The 19,622-nt window shown below is 73.8% G+C and carries 17 protein-coding genes; 5 read left to right on the top strand and 12 right to left on the bottom strand.

The features are described 5' to 3' along the window. Positions 1 to 196: 196 nt before the first annotated feature. Positions 197 to 2,278, top strand: a complete 2,082-nt coding sequence (locus AC0ZLC_RS24545) for an ABC transporter ATP-binding protein (protein ID WP_476754113.1) — start codon at positions 197 to 199, stop codon at positions 2,276 to 2,278. 22 nt (positions 2,279 to 2,300) lie between these two features. Here AC0ZLC_RS24545 and AC0ZLC_RS24540 read toward each other — a convergent pair whose 3' ends face one another. The 4 genes from AC0ZLC_RS24540 to AC0ZLC_RS24525 form a co-directional block, all read right to left on the bottom strand. Further along, a complete protein-coding gene (locus AC0ZLC_RS24540) occupies positions 2,301 to 2,474 on the bottom strand; it encodes a hypothetical protein (RefSeq protein WP_355785619.1) in 174 nt (57 codons plus the stop codon). A gap of 208 nt (positions 2,475 to 2,682) precedes the next feature. Next, on the bottom strand, positions 2,683 to 3,378 hold the full coding sequence (locus tag AC0ZLC_RS24535) for a DUF899 domain-containing protein (RefSeq protein ID WP_476754112.1): 696 nt from the start codon (positions 3,376 to 3,378) through the stop codon (positions 2,683 to 2,685). A 143-nt stretch (positions 3,379 to 3,521) separates the two neighbouring features. Beyond that, positions 3,522 to 5,417: an FUSC family protein gene (locus tag AC0ZLC_RS24530; RefSeq protein WP_476754111.1), complete on the bottom strand. Its 1,896-nt coding sequence runs from the start codon at positions 5,415 to 5,417 to the stop codon at positions 3,522 to 3,524. Positions 5,418 to 6,100: 683 nt separating this feature from the next. After that, positions 6,101 to 6,820 (bottom strand): uracil-DNA glycosylase, encoded by a 720-nt coding sequence (locus tag AC0ZLC_RS24525; protein WP_476754110.1) that lies wholly within the window; start codon positions 6,818 to 6,820, stop codon positions 6,101 to 6,103. A 119-nt stretch (positions 6,821 to 6,939) separates the two neighbouring features. Here AC0ZLC_RS24525 and AC0ZLC_RS24520 point away from each other — a divergent pair, with 119 nt between their 5' ends. Then, positions 6,940 to 7,434, top strand: a complete 495-nt coding sequence (locus AC0ZLC_RS24520) for an RNA-binding S4 domain-containing protein (RefSeq protein ID WP_476754109.1) — start codon at positions 6,940 to 6,942, stop codon at positions 7,432 to 7,434. A 111-nt stretch (positions 7,435 to 7,545) separates the two neighbouring features. Here the strand turns inward: AC0ZLC_RS24520 and AC0ZLC_RS24515 are convergent, their stop codons facing one another. Next, positions 7,546 to 7,995, bottom strand: a complete 450-nt coding sequence (locus AC0ZLC_RS24515) for a DoxX family protein (RefSeq protein ID WP_476754108.1) — start codon at positions 7,993 to 7,995, stop codon at positions 7,546 to 7,548. A gap of 230 nt (positions 7,996 to 8,225) precedes the next feature. Between AC0ZLC_RS24515 and AC0ZLC_RS24510 the strand changes: the two genes are divergently transcribed. After that, positions 8,226 to 8,492, top strand: a complete 267-nt coding sequence (locus AC0ZLC_RS24510) for a DUF6343 family protein (protein WP_476754161.1) — start codon at positions 8,226 to 8,228, stop codon at positions 8,490 to 8,492. A 48-nt stretch (positions 8,493 to 8,540) separates the two neighbouring features. Here the strand turns inward: AC0ZLC_RS24510 and AC0ZLC_RS24505 are convergent, their stop codons facing one another. From AC0ZLC_RS24505 to rpsA, 4 genes are all read right to left on the bottom strand, one after another. Next, positions 8,541 to 8,921 (bottom strand): tetratricopeptide repeat protein, encoded by a 381-nt coding sequence (locus AC0ZLC_RS24505; protein WP_121403631.1) that lies wholly within the window; start codon positions 8,919 to 8,921, stop codon positions 8,541 to 8,543. A gap of 50 nt (positions 8,922 to 8,971) precedes the next feature. Further along, entirely contained in the window at positions 8,972 to 9,628 is a 657-nt protein-coding gene (coaE, locus tag AC0ZLC_RS24500) for a dephospho-CoA kinase (RefSeq protein ID WP_476754107.1), read from the bottom strand. A gap of 52 nt (positions 9,629 to 9,680) precedes the next feature. After that, on the bottom strand, positions 9,681 to 10,619 hold the full coding sequence (locus AC0ZLC_RS24495; RefSeq protein ID WP_476754106.1) for a PAC2 family protein: 939 nt from the start codon (positions 10,617 to 10,619) through the stop codon (positions 9,681 to 9,683). Between the two features lie 229 nt (positions 10,620 to 10,848). Next, positions 10,849 to 12,360: a 30S ribosomal protein S1 gene (rpsA, locus tag AC0ZLC_RS24490; RefSeq protein ID WP_476754105.1), complete on the bottom strand. Its 1,512-nt coding sequence runs from the start codon at positions 12,358 to 12,360 to the stop codon at positions 10,849 to 10,851. 244 nt (positions 12,361 to 12,604) lie between these two features. Between rpsA and AC0ZLC_RS24485 the strand changes: the two genes are divergently transcribed. Together AC0ZLC_RS24485 and AC0ZLC_RS24480 are read left to right on the top strand one after the other, a co-directional pair. Beyond that, positions 12,605 to 13,564: a class I SAM-dependent methyltransferase gene (locus AC0ZLC_RS24485; RefSeq protein ID WP_476754104.1), complete on the top strand. Its 960-nt coding sequence runs from the start codon at positions 12,605 to 12,607 to the stop codon at positions 13,562 to 13,564. Positions 13,565 to 13,621: 57 nt separating this feature from the next. Further along, positions 13,622 to 16,525: an ATP-dependent RNA helicase gene (locus tag AC0ZLC_RS24480; RefSeq protein ID WP_476754103.1), complete on the top strand. Its 2,904-nt coding sequence runs from the start codon at positions 13,622 to 13,624 to the stop codon at positions 16,523 to 16,525. On the opposite strand, the gene pgfA is transcribed toward AC0ZLC_RS24480, so the two are convergent. The 3 genes from pgfA to AC0ZLC_RS24465 all read right to left on the bottom strand — a co-directional run bounded on the left by pgfA (position 16,515) and on the right by AC0ZLC_RS24465 (position 19,580). Then, complete coding sequence (pgfA, locus tag AC0ZLC_RS24475; protein WP_476754102.1) at positions 16,515 to 17,507, bottom strand: cell envelope lipid trafficking protein PgfA; 993 nt, start codon at positions 17,505 to 17,507, stop codon at positions 16,515 to 16,517. The two genes, AC0ZLC_RS24480 and pgfA, sit on opposite strands and share 11 nt — an antisense overlap. Positions 17,508 to 17,539: 32 nt before the next feature. Next, the gene (locus AC0ZLC_RS24470; protein WP_476754101.1) at positions 17,540 to 17,674 is read right to left on the bottom strand and encodes an SPW_0924 family protein; all 135 of its coding nucleotides are present in this window, start codon (positions 17,672 to 17,674) and stop codon (positions 17,540 to 17,542) included. Positions 17,675 to 17,879: 205 nt separating this feature from the next. After that, positions 17,880 to 19,580 carry a lytic transglycosylase domain-containing protein gene (locus AC0ZLC_RS24465; protein ID WP_476754100.1) on the bottom strand — a complete coding sequence of 567 codons (1,701 nt, stop codon included), beginning with the start codon at positions 19,578 to 19,580 and terminating at the stop codon, positions 17,880 to 17,882. Positions 19,581 to 19,622 lie beyond the last annotated feature (42 nt).

Below are 19,622 nucleotides of genomic sequence, written 5' to 3'. Positions count from 1 at the left end.
GAGCCGCCTGCCGCGCCCCCTCCGCTCCGTCACCGTCTCGCGGCGCACTCCCGCGCGGAGACACCGGCGGGCGCCGACGGCGTGAACCCCCGGTGTCCGAAGTGCTTCGGTCCGCCGCAATCCCCGCCGCCGGTACGGGTGGAGGCCCCCATTCCTGGGGAGGGCACCGTGCGTGCGCACTCGGGGGAGGTCACCGGTGGGAAAGAAGCGCGACGACACCGATCCGTCGCCGTCCGACTCGGAACGCCTGCTCTTCGGCGGCCCACTGCGCTACGACATGGGCTGGTCGCAGCACTCGGACGCCTTCCTGGAACTGGGCTTCCGCGCCATGGTGACGCGGCTTCCCACCCTGCTCTCGTCCAGCTTCCGGCTGGCCTGGCAGGCGGACCGCCGCGCCGCCCGGATCGTGCTGAGCGCCGAGATCGCCCGCGGTGCGGCGCAGGCGGTGGGCCTGCTGGCGGTCAACAGCGTGCTGGGCCGGCTGATGACGGGCGGACCGGTCGAGGACCGACTGCACGGCGCTGTCCCGGCGCTGGTCACGGTCGCCGGGGTCATGCTGCTCGCCGCCCTGCTGCGGGCCGCCTCGACCTACGCCACCGGCCGGCTGGAGCCGAAGGTCGAACGGGTGGCGACGGAGCTGTACCTGGAGCGGGCGGCGGCCGTGGAGCTCTCCGCGATCGAGGACGACGCGTTCCACAAGCTGCTGGACACCGCCCAGTACGGCGCCTCGTCCGCCCGGCGCATGATCTCCATCTCCACGCAGGTCGTGAACGCGATGATCTCGCTCGTCGCCGCGGCGGGCGTGCTCACGGTGCTGCATCCCGCGCTGCTGCCGCTCCTCGTCATGATGACGCTGCCGAGCGCGTGGAGCGCCCTGACGATCGCCCGGCGCAGGTACGAGTCGTTCCACGCCTGGGTGCAGCACGCCCGGGCCGGACGGCTCATCGGCAACCTGCTCACCGAGCCGGCCGCGGCCCCGGAGATCCGCGTGCACGGCGTCGGGCCCTTCCTGCTGCGCCACTTCCGCTCCATGTCCGAGACGGCGGAGTCGGAACAGGCCCGGCTGGCCCGCCTGGCCGCGCGTACGGGCCTGATCGCGGCGGCCTGGACGGGCCTCGCCACGGTGGCGACGTACGCGACCCTCGGCGGGCTGCTGCTGGGCGGCACGATGGCGCTCTCCGTGGCCGGTACGGCGGTCATCGCGATCCGCACCGGCTCGGCGAGCCTCGACACCCTCGTGCTGGAGGTCAACTCCCTCCACGAGGACGCCCTGTTCGTGGGCGACCTGCAACGCCTGTACGTCGAGGCGGCGCAGCGCGCGATTCCCGAGGGCGGCGACCCGTTGCCGGAGGAACCGCGCGAGATCCGCTTCGAGAACGTCACCTTCACCTATCCGGGCAAGGCGGCCCGGCCCGCCCTGGACGACGTCAGCCTCACGCTGCCGCTGGGCAGGATCGTGGCGCTCGTCGGCGAGAACGGTTCGGGGAAGACGACCCTGATCAAGCTGCTCGCCGGGCTGTACACGCCCGATCACGGGCGGATCCTGTGGGACGACGTGGACGCGGCGACCGCGGACCGGCGCGGGCTCGCCGAGCGCATCGCGATGGTGGCGCAGGACTTCAAGCGGTGGCCGTTCACGGCCCGCGTCAATGTGGCGGTGGGCCGTGCCTCGGCGCCGCTCACCGACGAACGGCTCGCCTCATCGGTCGCCGAGGCCGGGGCGCAGGACGTCGTGGCGGATCTGCCGCGCGGCCTCGACACCCTCCTCGCGCGCGGCTTCAGCGGCGGCCACGAGCTGTCGGGCGGCCAGTGGCAGCGGCTGGGGATCGCGCGTGCGGCGTACCGGCGGGGGCGGATCCTGATCGTGGACGAGCCGACGGCGGCGCTCGACGCACGGGCCGAGCTGGAGGTCTTCGAGAAGATCCGCGCCCTGGCGGGTACCGGCCAGACGGTCGTCCTGATCACGCACCGGCTGGCGTCGGTACGCCACGCCGATCTGGTGCACGTGCTGGCGCAGGGCCGTCTCGTGGAGTCCGGCAGCCCCGAGGAGCTGCTGGCCAGGGGCGGTGTCTATGCGGAGCTGTACGGGCTTCAGGCGGAGCAGTTCACGGCCGGGCTGCCGACCGGGGACGCGCACGCGAGAGATCCCCTCCAGGACGCCGACGCCCCCACCACCGACGCGAAGGTGTCCGAGTGGGACGCCGACGCGAGGGTGCCCGTCCAGGACACGGGCGCGCCCGCCGCCGACGCGAAGGTGCCCACCCGTGACGCCGGGTGACGTCACCCCGTCGTGCCCCGGGTCACTCGACGCCGTCCGCGCCGCGCACGATCACCAGGAACGCGTCGGTGGAGAGGTCCATGACGACTTCCGCGGCCTGACCCTGCAGACGGCACGCCTGCGCGAACTCCTCCGCCGGCCACGACCCGCGCGGTCCACCGGCGGGGAAGCGCTCCAGCACCATTCGCCCGTTCACCCTGCACCTCCATGTCGCGCCGACTCGTAGAGTTAAACGCCAACGATGGGGTGAACGGCTCGCGAAGTGACGGTACTGATACGCAGTCGACACGTGTTCACCGTCTCGGGGTACGGATTTTCACCCTCTGTAGCACACTCTGTCGTTACGGATACGGTTTCCGATCCCTTCCGTCGCTCCGGGCTCGCCGGTCAGGCAGTCGTGACGGTCAGTCCTCGTACTCGTCGTGGTACCGGATCCGCTCGCTGCCCGCGGGCGCGCCCAGGAGCGACGCCCGGCCCCGCGGCTCCTCCCACTCCTCCTGGCGGCCCAGGGCGGTGAGGTCCAGCAGCGAGGTCGTCGATCCCAGCCCGTCGAGGCCCCGCTCGTACGTCGAGTACGTGTGGAAGACCTGGTCTCGGTCGCGCAGGAAGCAGCTCATCCCCGGCCGCTCGATGGGCTCGCTGTCGCCCTCGCCGCCGAAGGACACCTGGAAGTCCTGGTTGAAGTCCGTGTCGCGGGCCGAGTACCAGGGCAGCGTCCAGCCCATCCGGGCTTTGAAGGGCAGGATCTTCGTGTACGGCGCCCGGGACACGGCGGCGAACGCGGTACCGCGGGCCCGCAGGTGGGCCAGATGGCCGATCTGGTCGAGGAACGCCGAGCAGCCCTGGCAGCCCGCCTCCCACTCCGGCGCGAACATGAAGTGGTACACGACGAGTTGGTGCCTCCTCTCGAAGAGATCCAGCAGGGTCGCCTTGCCGTCACCGCCCTCGAACACGTACTCCTTGTCGATCTCGACCATCGGCAGTCTGCGCCGTTCGGCGTTGAGCGCGTCACGCGCGCGTGTGGCGGCCTTCTCCCTGACGAGCAGTTCCTCGCGCGTGACGCGCCACTCCTCGCGCGAGACGATCTGCGGAAACGTCATGTGCCCCTCCTGCCGACAAGATCCCCGCTGCCTGCGGAAGACCTGGAACGGTGCCTTCCCAGGGGTGGACCGGTGGCGGGAGCGGAACTCATCGGCGTACGGGGAGAATTCTCTTCCACGCGGATTCGCGGCACGGGCGTGCCCTAGGCGGTGGCCGGTGCCTCCCGTGCGTCCGGGATCTCCGAGGGCCGGAGTCCCGCCTGCTCCCGGAGCCGGGCCAGTTCGTCGAGGAGGCCGGTGATCCGCTCGGTGTGGCGGGAGGTGAGCCGGCCGGTGTCGTCCAGGTGCACGGCGCAGGCGGTCGTGAGGTCGACGAGCCGTTCGAGGACCGCGGCCACCTCGTCCGTGCCCTCGGACTGCCGTGCCAGGGCGGGGAGTTCGGCGGCGGCGAGGTCGATCGCGGTGCGGGCCTCGGCCAGCGTGCGGTAGGCCTCGCGGCGCAGGGCCCACCGTCCGGCCCGGTCGCCGGCCGTGCCGTCGCCCAGTACGTGCGCGAGGTAGGCGTCCGCCGCGTGTGCGGCTCGGGCGAGCCGCGCCCGTACCGTCCCGCCGCGCTGGCCGGGCGCGGGCAGGTGCCCGACGAGCAGGACGATCCCGCAGGCCAGCAGCGTCTCGCCGATCCGGCTCCAGGAGGCGGGCGGCTCCCCGCCCACCATGACGAGGGCGAGCACCAGGACGGTGATGACAGCGGTCTGCGCGGCGAAGTGCCGGGTGGCGACGGGGATCAGCGCCCCGCAGACGGCGACCAGCGCGACGTGCCCGGCGGGCCGGGGCAGCAGCGCCGCGAGTCCCGCGAACACCACCGCTGCGAGCACCGTCCCCGCCGCCCGGCACAGCACGCGCGAGGCGAGCGGTCCGAGGTCGGGCTTGACGAGGAAGACGGCGGTCGCGGGCAGCCAGTACCAGTGCGCGTGGTCCCCGTACCAGTGGGTGTGGTGCAGTGCCTGCGCCACGGCGACGGCGGCGCCGAAGGAAAGGGCGACCCGGAGGCCGTACTCGCGTCCCCCGGCGCCGACGACGGTGCGCAGCAGGGCTTTGGCGGTACGGCGCCGGGCGGGCTTCCCGGGGTGCGGGGTGCCCGCGCCGCGGTCGAAGGCGTCCGCGGCGTGCAGCAGGGCGTCGTCGAGCGCGCGCAGCGCGGGTGCGGAGCGGGCGGGCGCGGGGAGCGGGCCCGGGTGGCTGCCGGAGCGCACCGCGGCGGCGAGCCGCCGGGGCCCCCGCGCGGCGCGCGCGGGCACGTCGTCGCCGGCCCAGGCCAGCGCCGTCGCGGCCTCGGCGAGGGGCAGCGCGGCGGCGTACTGCGCGTGCAGCCGCCGCTCGGCCGCGGAGCTCGCGTACCGCCGCAGCCGGGGTCCGGACAGCGCGTCCTGCGCGTGGTCGAGTGCGGCGGTGAGGCGGGCGCGACGGGCGGTGGCGTCCGCTCCCCCGGCCGCGGCGAGCAGCGCGGCGACGGCGTCGTAGACGGCGGCGACGGCGTCCCGTTCCCCGTCGAAGCGGAAGTCGCCGCCGGTGGCGGCCGCCCGGGCCGGCAGGGCGAGCCGCAGGACCAGCAGCCAGCCGGCCCCGGCGAGGAAGAAGAGCGCGCGCTGCCATCCGGGCTCGGGCAGTGGCATCCCCGCGCCGATCGCGGCGGTGACCAGGAGTTGCGTGCCCGCTCCGCTGGCGACGGGCCCGACGGCGCTGACGGCTCCGGCGAGCAGCCCGAGCCCGGTCAGCAGCACGGTCAGCGCCACCGCGCCGACGTGGAGTCCGGCGTACGTCCCGGCGAGCAGCCCACACGCTCCCGCGAGGGCGGGCAGACCCAGCCGTGTGACGGCGGTCCGCCTGCTGCCGGGCCGGTCGTTGATCCCGGCGAGCATGGCCCCGAGTGCGGCGGCCACCCCGCCGGAGGGGCGTCCGGCGAGCACGGCGACGAAGAGCAGCGGCCCGGCGGCGAGCGCCCCGCGGACGACCGCGCTCCAGGGGACCGGCCCCCGCTGGGCGCGCAGCGCATGGGCGAGCCAGGGTGGTACGGCGAGGCGGGAGGTGCGGAGCGGCACGGGACTCCTGTCGTGACGAGGGCGGGGGTCTGCCTTCGGGCGACGTCGGCCGGGCGGTGGGTCCAGGGTAGATCGCGTTGCCGCCGTAAAGGGGACGCAAACGTTTCCGGGGTGTGACGCGTGCGGGGGACGCCGCGTTCTTTATGAACGCAACTCGGCTGCGGGGGTACGAGGAGGGCGGTGACGGGAGTGGCTCCGGTGTGGGACGCGGGCTGCGACCCGGGCGTGGGGCGGGCGCGGCGGGCGGGCGCGAGAGGCATCACGCCGACCCGTGGGCGGGCGCCGCGTGCCAGGCGCACCGCGTGCCGGCGCGAAGGGCGTCACCCCGGCCGTGGGCGGGCCCGCCGACCCGTGGGCGGGCGCCGCGTGCCAGGCGCACCGCGTGCCGGCGCGAAGGGCGTCACCCCGGCCGTGGGCGGGCCCGCCGACCCGTGGGCGGGCGCCGCGTGCCGGCGCACCGCGCGCCGGCGCGGAGGGCGTCACCCCGGCCGTGGGCGGGCGTCGCATGCCGGCGCGGGGCCGTCACCCGGCGTACGGCGGACGGACGGGCGGGGATGCGGAGCGTGGGCAGGCGTCACCCCGGGGGGAACGGCGGGCACCGTCAGCGGGTCGCCGCGTACCTGTCCGTGGCCGCGACCGGCACCTCCACCACGCACGCCCGCGTCGTGCCCCGCGCCGTCGGCCTACGGGGGCTCCGGCGCCGTCGGCAGCCCCGCTCGGCGGGCCGCCGTACGCAGGACGTCCCTCAGCATGAGCGGGGTCAAACGCCCGGTGAAGGTGTTGCGCTGGCTGACGTGGAAGCAGCCGAAGAGGTCGAGGGGGCCCGCCTCGCCGTCCAGGGTGACGCGGGCGCCGTGCCGGAAGACCGGACGCGGCCTGGGAACCGTCCACCCCGCTTCCGCGAAGGCGGGCAGCGCGGCCTGCCAGCCGAACGCTCCGAGCACCACCACCGCCCGCAGCGAGGGCCGCAGCAGCCGCAGTTCGCTGAGCAGCCACGGCCGGCAGGTGTCGCGTTCCTCGGGCGTCGGCTTGTTCGCGGGCGGGGCGCAGTGCACGGGCGAGGTGATCCGCACGCCGTGCAGGGCGAGTCCGTCGTCGGCGCTCACCGCGGTCCCCCGCGACGCCAGTCCCACCTCGTGCAGGGCCGCGTACAGCACGTCGCCGGACCGGTCGCCGGTGAACATCCGGCCCGTCCGGTTCGCCCCGTGGGCGGCGGGCGCCAGTCCGACGACGAGCAGCGAGGCGTCGGGCGGCCCGAAGCCGGGGACGGGGCGCCCCCAGTACGTCCAGTCCGCGAAGGCGGCGCGCTTGGTACGGGCCACCTCCTCCCGCCAGTCGACCAGGCGCGGACAGGCCCGGCATCCGGTGATGCGGGCGTCCAGTCCGGCCAGGCTGCTGTCCATCCCCCCACCGTACGACCGGGTCGTGAACGGTCCCCCACGGGTTCGGCGGGGAAGGGCCGGAGAGCGACGGCGCGGAAAAGGGCGTCCGGCTCCCGCACGGCCGGGGCTAAGGTCGGGGCATGGCTTCTGAGGGTGCTGACGAGGACGAGCGGGGTACGGACGGCGCGCACGGCTCCGACGACCCGGCGGCTGCCGCCGCCCGCGCGGCCGGGCCGCGGACCGGCGAGAGCGTGCGGGTCGACAGCTGGATCTGGTCGGTGCGGCTCGTGAAGACCCGGTCCATGGGCGCCACCGCCTGCCGCGGCGGCCACGTCCGCGTCAACGGTGAACGCGTGAAGCCCGCCTACGCGGTACGCGTGGGCGATGAGGTCCGCCTGCGTCACGGGGGCCGGGAGCGGGTCGTCGTCGTGAAGCGCGTGATCCGCAAGCGGGTCGGGCCGCCCGTCGCCGCCGAGTGCTACGTGGACAACAGTCCGCCGCCCCCGCCGCGCGAGGCCGTCGCCCCTGCGGGCATCCGCGACCGCGGAGCGGGCCGCCCGACCAAGCGGGACCGGCGTGAGATGGACCGTCTGCGCGGTCTGGTCCGGCCGGACGGGGACGCGGACGGCGGCTGAGCGGCGGGCCCGCCCGGCGCGTCGCCCGTGAACACCGACGAGGGCTCCCCGGCACGAACGGGGAGCCCTCGATGACGTCCAGCCGGGGAAAACCCCCGCCTCCTGCGGCCCTCACGCGCGCCGCCGCACCACCCGTACCAGTTCGGCGTTGTGGCTGCGGCGCGCCCAGGCGATCAGCGCGAGCGGCAGGATCAGGATGAGCGGGGTCGCGGGGTACGGGCCGTGGATGGCGGTGACGTTCACGATGAAGGCACCGACCATCAACGCGCTGAGGGACACCGCCGCCACCGACGACAGCAGCGGAATCAACAGCGCGATGCCCCCGGCGAGTTCGAGCGCGCCGATGATGTACATCCCCGTGCTCCCCCAGCCGAGCTTGTCGAAGCCCTCGGCGGCCGAGGGGTGCGCGATCAGCTTGGGCAGCGCGCTCGCGAGGACGAAGAAGAGGCCGAGCACGGTCTGCAGCGCCCTCAGGGAGATCTCGGCACGGCGGCTGCGGCCGGTACGGGCGGCGGGGGTGACGGAGGCGGCGCGGGCGACGGAGGCGGTGGTCTCGGACATGTGGGTCTCCTGCGAAGCGGTGTGGGCTGCTGTCGTGGAGGTAGACCGGCCGTCCGCCCGGAACTCATCGCTGCGGACCGGGATTTGTGGGTGGGTGCCGAATCCGCCGGGGTCGCGGCACCACTACGGCCCCTCCGGCAGCAGCGTCGCCTCCCCCGGGTTCCCGGCCGCCGTCCCGTGGTGGACGTGCGGCGCGAAGAGTACGTTTTTTCGTGGGAGCGGTGATGGCGATGCGCACAGGCAGTGAGCCGAGGACGGCACGCAGTGCTCTGCGGTTGCGCTTCTGGCTGAGCCTGTGGGGGCTGGTCTGGGCGATCGGCGGGGTGGTGGGCTTCGCGCTCGCCGGACGGCCCGGATGGGCGGCCGCCTGCGGCGCGCTGTGGCTGATCACCACCGCCGACATGATCATGATCCTGCGGCACATCCACCAGGGGCCCCACTACCAGCCGGGACCCGACGTGCCGCCGTACCCTCCTCCGGAGCACCGTCCCCGCTGACCCCAGCGCCCCCTCGCGAGACCCGAGACCTGGGCACGGAGTGGGCGCTCAGGAGTCGAAGCGGGCCGCTTCCAGGTACTGCGGATTCGGGTCGAGGGCCGCCGCGAGCCTGAAGTGCCGCTTGGCCTGGTCCGGGCGCCGCTGGCGCTCGTAGGTGCGGGCGAGCGCGAAGTGCGCGAACGCGTTGTCCGGCTCACGCTCCAGGACGATGGTGAACTCCAGCTCGGCGGGCCGCAGTTGGGCGGCGGCGAAGAAGGCACGCGCACGCAGCAGCCGGGCGGCCGTGTTCTCCGGGTGGGCGGCGATGACCGAGTCGAGCAGCTTCACCGCGCCCCGCGGATCGCGGGCGGCGAGCAGCTGCTCGGCGGCGCGGAAGTCGATGACGTGTGTCTCCGGAGTACGTCCGGTGGAACCGCTGGTGTCGGGCACGGCTGAGTCCTTCCCTCACGGGAACGGTTCAACGCCCCGGCCCGGGGCCGCTATTCCTTGGGCGGTTTGGCCGCCCTTTTGACGGTGGGTGCACCCGGTTGTTCCCCTGCCGTGTGCGCCCGGCGTTCGAGATCCGCCCATACCTCGCCGACCCGGCGTCGCAGCTGGTCGAGCGGTACGTCGTTGTCGATGACGATGTCCGCGATCTTCAGGCGCTCCTCGCGGCTGGCCTGGGCGGACATCCGGGCGCGCGCGTCCTGTTCGCTCATGCCGCGCAGCCGTACGAGCCGGTCGAGCTGGGTGCCGGGACGGGCGTCCACCACCACCACGAGGTCGTAGAGCGGCGCGAGGCCGTTCTCCGCGAGCAGCGGGACGTCGTGCACCACGACGGCGTCCGCGGGGGCGGCCGTCTCCAGGTCCCGGGAGCGGGCACCGACCAGGGGATGCATGATCGCGTTCAGGACGGCGAGCTTCTCCGGGTCGGCGAAGACGATCGAGCCCAGTTTGGGCCGGTCCAGGCCGCCGTCGGCCGCGAGCACGTCTTCGCCGAAGGCGTCGACGACGGCGGCGAGCCCCGGCGTGCCGGGCGCGACGACCTCCCGCGCGATCCTGTCGGCGTCGATCAGCACGGCGCCGCGCTCCACGAGCAGCCGAGACACCTCGCTCTTGCCGGCGCCGATACCGCCGGTCAGGCCCACCTTCAGCATGACCGGAAGCTTAGGGCCTGCCGCCGGCCGCGCCGGGCGGGGCCCCGGGGGTTCAGCCGTCGCCCTCCCGCTCGGCCAGGAAGCGCTCGAACTCGAGGCCGATCTCGTCCGCGGACGGGATCTCGACGGGTTCCGCGAGCATGTTGCCGCGGCTCTCGGCGCCCGCCGCGGCGTCGTACTGGTGCTCCAGGCCCTGGACGAGGGCGACGAGTTCCTCGTCACCCTCCTGGATCTGCCGGTCGATCTCCGTCTGCGTACGGTGCGCCTCGGTGCGCAGGCCGTGCGCGATGCCGGGCAGCACCAGGCCGGTGCCCGCGGTGATCGCCTCCAGGACCGTCAGCGCGGCGTCCGGGTACGGCGAGCGGGCGATGTAGTGCGGCACGTGCGCGGCGACGCCCAGGACGTCGTGGCCGGCCTCCATGAGGCGGAACTCGATCAGGGACTCGGCGCTGCCGGGAACCTGCGCCTCCTCGAAGGGGCTGCGGTGGCCGGGCACCAGCTCGGTGCGGTTGCCGTGCGGGGTGAGGCCCACCGGGCGGGTGTGCGGGACGCCCATGGGGATGCCGTGGAAGTTCACGGACAGCCGGACGCCGAGCCGCTCCACGATCTGCCGCACGGCGGCGGCGAAGCGCTCCCACTCGACGTCCGGCTCCGGGCCGGACAGCAGCAGGAAGGGGGCCCCGGTGGCGTCCTGGACGAGCCGCACTTCCAGCGTGGGCTCCTCGTAGTCGCTCCAGCGGTCGCGCTTGAACGTCAGCAGCGGGCGGCGGGCCCGGTAGTCCACGAGCCGGTCGTGGTCGAAACGGGCCACGACCTGGTGGGGCAGCGAGTCGAGCAGCCGGTCGACGATCTGGTCGCCGGTCTCGCCCGCGTCGATGTATCCGTCGAAGTGGTAGAGCATGACAAGGCCGGCCGACTCCTGGGCGAGCGCCATGTCGACGACGGCCAGGCCCTTCGGCTCCCATGCGTACAAACCCTGCGGATCAAGCACTGTGACCGCTCCTCCTCGTGTTCACCCTGGACAACGTGGTGCGGAGCGCGGGCATTCCCGCCACGGGGCACCTCGCCCGCCGAACAGGCGGACGGGGCACGGCTCTTCGCTCCGTCGCGGGAGGGTCGTGGGGGACGGGCGTGGACGAGGGCCGCGGAGAACGCACTGCGGGCCCGCTCCCCGAAGGGAGCGGGCCCGCACTGGTCGGTCAGTGGCTAGCGGTGAGCGATCAGCTCTGGCCGCCGGCCAGCTTCTCGCGCAGGGCCGCCAGCGCCTCGTCCGACGCCAGGGCGCCGGAGTTGTCGTCCGACTCCGAGGAGTACGAACCGCCGCCGCCGCTGCCACCGGAGGCGGCCGGAGCCGCACCCGGGGTGGTGACACCCTCGGCCTCGGCCTGAGCGTCGGCCTCGCGGGACTTGATGACCTGGGCCTGGTGCTGCTCGAAGCGCTGCTGCGCCTCGGCGTACTGGCCCTCCCACGCCTCGCGCTGGGTCTCGTAGCCCTCGAGCCAGTCGTTGGTCTCGGGGTCGAAGCCCTCGGGGTAGATGTAGTTGCCCTGGTCGTCGTACGACGCGGCCATGCCGTACAGCGTCGGGTCGAACTCGACCGAGGCCGGGTCGGAACCGAAGGACTCGTTCGCCTGCTTCAGCGAGAGGCTGATGCGGCGGCGCTCGAGGTCGATGTCGATGACCTTGACGAAGATCTCGTCGTTGACCTGGACGACCTGCTCCGGGATCTCCACGTGGCGCTCGGCCAGCTCGGAGATGTGGACCAGGCCCTCGATGCCCTCGTCGACGCGCACGAACGCACCGAACGGAACGAGCTTCGTGACCTTACCGGGGACAACCTGCCCGATCTGGTGCGTACGGGCGAACTGCTGCCACGGGTCCTCCTGCGTCGCCTTCAGCGACAGGGAGACACGCTCGCGGTCCATGTCGACGTCGAGGACCTCGACGGTGACTTCCTGGCCGACCTCGACAACCTCGGAGGGGTGGTCGATGTGCTTCCAGGACAGCTCGGAGACGTGAACCAGACCGTCGACGCCACCGAGGTCCACGAACGCACCGAAGTTGACGATCGAGGAGACGACACCGGAGCGGACCTGACCCTTCTGCAGGGTCGTGAGGAACGTCTGACGCACCTCGGACTGGGTCTGCTCGAGCCAGGCGCGGCGGGACAGGACCACGTTGTTGCGGTTCTTGTCCAGCTCGATGATCTTCGCCTCGAGCTCCTTGCCCACGTAGGGCTGGAGGTCGCGGACACGGCGCATCTCGACGAGGGAGGCCGGCAGGAAGCCACGGAGGCCGATGTCGAGGATGAGACCACCCTTGACCACCTCGATGACGGTGCCGGTGACGATGCCGTCCTCTTCCTTGATCTTCTCGATGGTGCCCCAGGCACGCTCGTACTGGGCGCGCTTCTTCGAGAGGATCAGGCGGCCTTCCTTGTCCTCCTTCTGAAGGACAAGGGCCTCGATCTCGTCGCCGACCTTGACGACCTCGTTCGGGTCGACGTCGTGCTTGATCGAGAGCTCGCGGCTCGGGATGACACCTTCGGTCTTGTAACCGATGTCGAGCAGGACCTCGTCCCGGTCGACCTTCACGATGACGCCGTCGACGATGTCGCCGTCGTTGAAGTACTTGATCGTCTCGTCGATCGCGGCGAGGAAGGCTTCCTCGTTACCGATGTCGTTGACCGCTACCTGCGGCGTGGTAGAGGTGGTCTCGGTGCTGCTCGTCATGTGGGAAAGGGCTCCGGTACGGACAGAGAGTCGTAGGTACTGCTTACGCCGGGAGCCCGTTTCGCTCTGAAGAAGCCGGACAGCCAAGGAAGCGCCAGAATCGGTGATGCCCAATGAAGGACACGTCCGTTGGCGCCTCGACAACCGAGGGGACATACAACAGATGCGAGCGCAGCCTGCTACGTCTGAGGAGCGCAGGCCCGCAGCGCAACTTGTAGCATACGGGGGCCGCCGGGCAGGGTCAATGCGCGAAGGCCCACACCCGGGGCGGAACGCCCCATACCCGGCACAAGACGTGTCCCTGGAGGCCGTGTGGGCCCTCGAAGCCTCTGCGGTGACACGCCCGGGACGCCCTGCACCGAAGTGCCCGAAGACTAGTACGAGGGAGCCGATCATCCAAGAGCACGAACCGTTCGAGCCGGAAGCCACCCGCCGTGCCGCCGACGTCACGGAGAGCACCCGGGCCAACCGGGGCTGGTGGGACCGGAACGCGGACGACTACCAGGTCGAGCACGGCACGTTCCTCGGCGACGACCGTTTCGTCTGGTGCCCCGAGGGCCTGGACGAGGTGGAGGCCGAGCTGCTCGGCCCGCCGGAGGAGCTGAAGGGCAAGGACGTCCTGGAGATCGGCGCCGGCGCCGCCCAGTGCTCGCGCTGGCTGGCCGCCCAGGGAGCCCGTCCGGTCGCCCTGGACCTCTCCCACCGCCAGCTCCAGCACGCGCTGCGCATCGGTGGCGGCGTGCCGCTCGTGGAGGCCGACGCGGGTGCGCTCCCGTTCGCGGACGGCTCCTTCGACCTGGCGTGCTCGGCGTACGGCGCGCTGCCGTTCGTCGCCGACCCGGTCCGCGTGCTGCGCGAGGTGCACCGGGTGCTGCGTCCCCGCGGCCGCTTCGTGTTCTCCGTGACGCACCCGGTCCGCTGGGCCTTCCCGGACGAGCCGGGCCCGGAGGGCCTGAGCGTCACGGCCTCCTACTTCGACCGCACTCCCTACGTGGAGCAGGACGACGAGGGGCGCGCGGTGTACGTCGAGCACCACCGGACGGTCGGTGACCGGGTCCGCGACGTCGTGGCCGGCGGTTTCCGTCTGCTCGACCTCGTGGAGCCGGAGTGGCCCGCCTGGAACACCCAGGTGTGGGGCGGCTGGTCCCCGCTGCGCGGCAAACTGATCCCGGGGACCGCGATCTTCGTGTGCGAGCGCGACTGACGCCTGCGCCGCACGCGCGTGGGGGGGGCAGGTGAGCGCTCGTACGAGACTGGGGGCGTGAACCGTACCGACGCCCTCGACCGGCTGCCCGTCCGCTCCGCCGTGCCCGCGCTGCGCGCCGCCCTGGAGAAACACGGGGCCGCGGTGCTGTGCGCGCCGCCGGGGACCGGCAAGACCACGCTCGTACCGCTGGTCCTCGCCGGTCTGACCGGTGCGGGGCCGGCCCGCCGGGTCGTCGTCGCCGAGCCGCGGCGCATCGCCGCCCGGGCCGCTGCGCGCCGGATGGCGTGGCTGCTCGGGGAGAAGGCGGGCGAGAGCGTCGGGTACACCGTGCGCGGGGAGCGGGTGGTGGGGCGGCACACGCGCGTGGAGGTCGTCACGACCGGGGTGCTGCTGCAACGGCTCCAGCGCGACCAGGAACTGGCGGGCGTCGACGTGGTGGTGCTGGACGAGTGCCACGAGCGGCATCTGGACGCCGACACCGTCGCCGCCTTCCTGCTGGACGTGCGGGCCGCGCTGCGTCCTGAGCTGCGGCTGGTGGCCGCGTCCGCGACGACCGACGCGGCGGGCTGGGCGCGACTGCTCGGCGGGGCGCCGGTGGTCGAGGCGGCGGGCGTGTCCCACCCGGTGGACGTGGTGTGGGCGCCGCCCGTCCGGCCGGTCCGGCCGCCGCACGGGATGCGCGTGGACCCGGCGCAGCTGGCGCATGTCGCGGGGGTGGTGCGGCGGGCGCTGGCCGAGCACGCGGGGGACGTGTTGTGTTTCCTGCCCGGGGTGGGCGAGATCGCGCGGGTCGCGGGACAGCTGGGGGACCTGGGCGGGGCGGAGGTGCTCCAGGTGCACGGGCGGGCTCCGGCGGCCGTGCAGGACGCGGTGCTGTCCGCCGGTGTACGGCGCCGGGTGGTCCTCGCCACCTCGGTGGCCGAGTCGTCGCTGACGGTCCCCGGGGTGCGGGTGGTCGTCGACTCCGGGCTGGCCCGGGAGCCGCGCGTGGACCACGCGCGCGGGCTGAGCGCGCTGGCGACCGTACGGGCCTCGCAGGCGGCGGGGCGGCAGCGGGCGGGGCGTGCCGGGCGGGAGGCGCCGGGCGTGGTCTACCGCTGCTGGACGGAGGCGGAGGACGTGCGGCTCCCCCGTTTCCCGGCGCCCGAGATCAAGGTGGCCGACCTGACGGCGTTCGCCCTTCAGGCGGCCTGCTGGGGCGACCCGGACGCGTCCGGTCTCGCGCTGCTGGACCCGCCGCCGGCCGGGGCGATGGCGGCGGCGCGAACCGTCCTGGAGGCCGTCGGCGCGGTCGACGCGGCGGGGCGGGCGACGGAGCGGGGGGTGCGGATGTCCCGGCTCGGGCTGCATCCGCGGCTCGCGCGGGCCCTGCTGGACGCGGCACCGGAGGTGGGCGCCGAGCGGGCCGCCGAGGTGGTCGCCCTGCTGAGCGAGGAGCCGCCGCGGGAGTACGGCGACGATCTGGCCGCGGCGTGGCGGTACGCCCGCCGCGGAGGTGACGCGTACGCGTCCCGCTGGCGCACGGAGGCCCGGCGCCTGCGGCGGGCGTTCACCCCGGGCGGCGACAGGGTGGAGCGGTATACGGGGGCGGATGGTTCGGCCGCGAGCGGCGCCGGGGCGGACGGCCACGGGTCCTCCCGGGATACCCGGGCCACAGGCGGCGACACGGGCCCGTCCGCCGGGGCGGACGGGCCCGGAGAAGGCACCCGGACCGGACGCGGCGGCACGGGCACGGCCGCCGGGCCGGGCGGTGACGCGGTGGGCGGCACAGGCGGGGACGGACGGGCGGCCTCCCGCGGCGCCCGGGCCGGGCGGAACGGCTCCGGTACGGCAGCCGGGGCGGGCGGCGACGCGGTCGGCACCGGCAAAGAGGACCGGCCGGGTAGCCGGGGCGCCCGGGCGGGACGGAGCGGCTCCGGTACGGCCGCCTGGGCGGGCGGTGTCGTGGTCGGCGGTGTCGAGGCGGGCGGCCGGGGGCCGGGCGGGGACGACCGGGTCGCCGGGCTGGTCGCCGCGCTCGCGTTTCCCGAGCGGGTCGCGCGGGCGCAGGGCGGCTCGTATCTCATGGTGTCCGGGACGCGGGCCGAGGCCGGGGACGGCTCGGCCCTGCGGGGAGCGCCCTGGCTGGCCGTCGCCGTGGCCGACCGCCCGGTGGGCGCGGGGCACGCGCGCGTGCGGCTCGGCGCGGCCGTCGACGAGGAAACCGCGCGGCGGGCCGCGGGCACCCTGCACGCCGAGGGCGACGAGGTCGGCTGGGCCGACGGCGACGTCGTGGCGAGGCGGGTCGAGCGGCTCGGGGCGGTGGAGCTCACGGTGCGGCCGCTCAGGGACGCCGATCCCGCGCTCGTACGGGAGGCGCTGGTGCGCGGGCTGCGCGAGGAAGGGCTCGGGCTGCTGCGGTGGACGCGCGACGCGGAGGCGCTGCGGCAGCGGCTCGCCTTCCTGCGGCTGCACCTGGGAGATCCCTGGCCGGACGTCGGCGACGACACGCTGCACGCGCGCGTGGACGAGTGGCTGGAGCCCGAGCTGGGCCGGGCCCGGCGGCGGGCCGACCTCGGCCGGATCGACGCCGGGCAGGCGCTGACGCGTCTGCTGCCGTGGGCGTCGGGGCAGGCCGCGCGGCTGGACGAGCTCGCACCCGAGCGCATCGAGGTTCCGACTGGTTCCAGGGTCCGCGTGGACTACGGCGATCCGGAACGGCCGGTCCTGGCGGTGAAGCTCCAGGAGATGTTCGGGCTGCAGGAGTCACCGGCGGTGGCGGGCGTGCCCGTGCTCGTGCATCTGCTCTCGCCCGCCGGACGGCCCGCCGCGGTCACGGCCGACCTGGCGTCGTTCTGGCGGGACGGGTACCGGGCCGTGCGGGCCGAGTTGCGCGGGCGGTACCCGAAGCATCCGTGGCCCGAGGATCCGGCCGCCGCCGCGCCGACCCGGTACACGAACGCCCGGCTCAGGCGGTGACCGCTTCCGGTTCCGGCCGGCCGGCCGGTGCCGGGCCGTCCGGTCGGCGGCCGCGGGCCTCCAGGTACAGGGACAGCGAGAGCAGGCCGACGCCGAGGACGAGGAGGCCCCAGGGGAGGTACGTGGTCATCAACAGGATCAGCGTGCGGTTCGACTTGACGAGGGACACCGTCGAGTCGATGTAGTCCTCGCGCATCTTGACATGCCCGGAGAAGGCGGTCACCTTGTCGCGGCCGTCCAGCAGGGTGCCGCCGCGCAGCTCCTCCCGGTGGATCTCCTCGCCGTACACGGGCGCGCCGGTGACCGGTTCGACCCAGAACCTGCGGACCGTGGTGTACCAGCGGGTGGTGCCGGTCCCGGCGACCGACTCCGCCGTGACGCCCTCGACCGGCATGGTCTTGGGGAAGGGGACCTTGGTCCAGGGGATGGTCTGCTCGAAGTAGTAGACCTCGACGCCCCGGAAGTCCTGGGTGCCCTTGTAGTGGATGGGGGCCGTGGTGCGGGTCTGCGCGTCGAAGTACTCGTAGTCCCGCTTCTCCGTTCGGAAGGGCCACTTGAACTCGATGCCGTCCCGTTCGACGGGGTCGCCGTCGACGGACTCGCCCGTGGCGTGGACGGGTTCCTGGCTGTGCGCGTCGAAGATGTAGCGCTCCGGCAGCTTGGAGACCATCGTGCCGTCGGGGCCCTCCACGTACGACAGGGAGTCCCAGACGACGACGTCGCGGCCCGCGGACCGCTCGATCGCCTCGGACGCCTCCACATTGCCCTTGAGGGTCTGCACGACGGTCACCCGGGAGACCTTCTCGGCCTTCATCGTGCCGTAGTCGAGCAGGGTCGCGTTCCTCGCCTCCAGCACCATGTCCTGGTACTGGCCTGCGGGGACCTTGGCCAGTCGCGGGTAGGCGTACCACCGGAGCAGGGGGGACACCGCCGCGCAGAACACGGCGAGGGCGAGCAGGACGAGGCTGGCCTTGCGTCGCATCTCGGCGGCCCTCCCTGTGCGTCGGGGAACGACTACGGGTGCTCGGGGACGGTGGTGAGCAGCGGTTCGGGCGAGGTCGTGCCGGACTGCGAGCCCAGGGCCGTGATCGTGAACACCAGGACGAGCGCGGCGGCCAGACCGGTCGCGGCGGCGATCAGGGCACGCATGGGGGGCCTCCCGGCTGACTGGGCAACCTGAACCGGTACGGGAACCAGGAACGGAACACGGAACACGGAACACGGAACCAGGAACTGATACATCGTCAGGTCGGGCACCGTAGCAACGGCGGAGCCAGATGAGAACACGTCGCGCACGGACGACGGCGCCCCTCCGCGGGAAAGCCGGAGGGGCGCCGTGCGAACGGGCGGGGATTCAGGAAGCGGCGGCGGCCACCTTCAGCTCCACGGTCAGCGTCGCGCCGCCCGTGGTGGTGACACGGAGCAGGTACGTGCCGACGGTGTCGTCCGCGTACAGCTTCGGCAGCTTGAGCAGACCGGCGGCGTCCGTCGTGAGGCCCGTGAGGGTGCGCACGGTCTTGCCGTCCGCGTCCTTGAAGTAGGGGCCCTTGTCGTTCGCGGTGGCGTCCTCGGCCGACCTGACGAGCGTCGCGGTGGCCGCGACACCGCCGGCGACGGCGCCCTTGTAGGTGGCCTTCACCTCGATCTGGTCCGCGAACTCGCCGCCGGGCGTGCAGGTCGGCGCGGTGTCACCGGTGCGGGCGAGGGCGTCGGCCTGGCGGGCGGTGACGGTCGCCGTGTAGTCGAGGGCGGGCACCGAACGGCCCACCACGGTGGCACGGACCGTGAAGTCGCCCGTCTTCTCGCCGGCCACGAGCGCGGGCGCGGTGGCCTTGCCGGCGCTGTCGGTCGTGACGGTGGCGACGCTCTCACCGCCGGTGAAGACGGCGTCCGTGTCGCCGACGACGGTGAACCGCACCCGTACCTTCGCCACCGCCCGGCCCGGCTTCGTCTCGGCCCGCGCGGTGATCTTCCGGGCGAAGGTGTCGCCCGCCGTCGCGGTGAGCTTGCCGGTGCCCGCGTCCTCGAGGTGGTGCACCGTGTCGGTGGGCGTGGGCTGCGGCGTGGTGGGTGGCGTGGTCGGCGGCTTGCTCGGCGGTGTGCTCGGCGTACCGGGCGTGGACGGCGGCGTGGCGGGGCCCGACGGGTCCTTGTCGCCGGGCTCGCTCGGCTCCGGGGCCGGCGTGTGGGTGACCGGCGGTGTCGGGCCGGGGACCGTGACGGCGGGGGTGTCGCTCCGGTGCGAGGGGATGCTGCCCGTGCCGTCCGGCACCTGGTGGGTGCCCCTGCGGTAGGAAGTCAGCCACGACAGGACGGTGTTGAGGTACGCCGTCGAGTTGTTGTAGCTGAGGATCGAGGCGTTCATCTCCGACTGGACCGACATGTCGTGGTCGAACCGGCACAGGTAGTGGCCGGCGGCCAGCGCCGCGTCGTAGATGTTGTTCGGGTTCTTCGCGCCGTCGCCGTTGCCGTCGCGGCCCGCCCACTCCCAGGTGGACGGAATGAACTGCATCGGGCCGACCGCGCGGTCGTGCCGGATGTCACTGTCGTACGCGCCGTTGTCGGTGTCGGAGATGTTCGCGAAGCCCTGGCCGTTCAGGACCGGGCCGAGGATCGGCCGGTACGTGGTGCCGTCGGCGTCGACCCGGCCGCCGCGGGCGTGACCGGACTCCACCTTGCCGATGGCGGCGAGGAGTTGCCAGGGCAGGTTGCAGCCCGGCTTGGACTCGCGCAGCGAGGCCTCGGCCTGCTTGTAGGCGTCGAGGACCGTCGCGGGGATGTCGGACTCCGCGTCCGCCCCCGTCCCGCCGGCCCCGCCGGGGGCGGGTGTGGCCGTGGGGCTGTTGAGCGGCGGAAGGTCCGTGTAGTAGGGCGAGTTGCCGGTCGCGGTGCCGCCGACCGCGCCGTCGGCCGAGGAGTCGGAGCCCGCGGTCTGTCTGCCGGGGTCGTCGGCGGTCACTCCCGGTGCCTGGGACGCGGACAGTGCCGCCACCGCGACCGCCGCCACGGCGGTCGTCGCCGCTCCCTTGCGCAGCCTGCCGAAATGCGCCGCCATTGAGTGAACCCTCCCGTGGCCGACCCTCGCGCTCCGCGCGCT

The organism is Streptomyces sp. GLSS-08 (genome assembly GCF_056387915.1).
The sequence above is the reverse complement of the archived record's forward strand: the minus strand, read 5'-3'. Positions and strand labels throughout refer to the sequence as shown.

Bases quoted from the DNA above. Each gene is read 5' to 3' on its own strand.
- AC0ZLC_RS24535 (WP_476754112.1), bottom strand. From the start codon at position 3,378: ATGACGTTTCCGCAGATCGTCTCGCGCGAGGAGTGGCGCGTCACGCGC.
- AC0ZLC_RS24525 (WP_476754110.1), bottom strand. From the start codon at position 6,820: ATGGACAGCAGCCTGGCCGGACTGGACGCCCGCATCACCGGATGCCGG.
- AC0ZLC_RS24520 (WP_476754109.1), top strand. From the start codon at position 6,940: ATGGCTTCTGAGGGTGCTGACGAGGACGAGCGGGGTACGGACGGCGCG.
- AC0ZLC_RS24515 (WP_476754108.1), bottom strand. From the start codon at position 7,995: ATGTCCGAGACCACCGCCTCCGTCGCCCGCGCCGCCTCCGTCACCCCC.
- AC0ZLC_RS24510 (WP_476754161.1), top strand. From the start codon at position 8,226: ATGCGCACAGGCAGTGAGCCGAGGACGGCACGCAGTGCTCTGCGGTTG.
- coaE (WP_476754107.1), bottom strand. From the start codon at position 9,628: ATGCTGAAGGTGGGCCTGACCGGCGGTATCGGCGCCGGCAAGAGCGAG.
- rpsA (WP_476754105.1), bottom strand. From the start codon at position 12,360: ATGACGAGCAGCACCGAGACCACCTCTACCACGCCGCAGGTAGCGGTC.
- AC0ZLC_RS24485 (WP_476754104.1), top strand. From the start codon at position 12,605: ATGCGCGAAGGCCCACACCCGGGGCGGAACGCCCCATACCCGGCACAA.
- pgfA (WP_476754102.1), bottom strand. From the start codon at position 17,507: ATGCGACGCAAGGCCAGCCTCGTCCTGCTCGCCCTCGCCGTGTTCTGC.
- AC0ZLC_RS24470 (WP_476754101.1), bottom strand. From the start codon at position 17,674: ATGCGTGCCCTGATCGCCGCCGCGACCGGTCTGGCCGCCGCGCTCGTC.
- AC0ZLC_RS24465 (WP_476754100.1), bottom strand. From the start codon at position 19,580: ATGGCGGCGCATTTCGGCAGGCTGCGCAAGGGAGCGGCGACGACCGCC.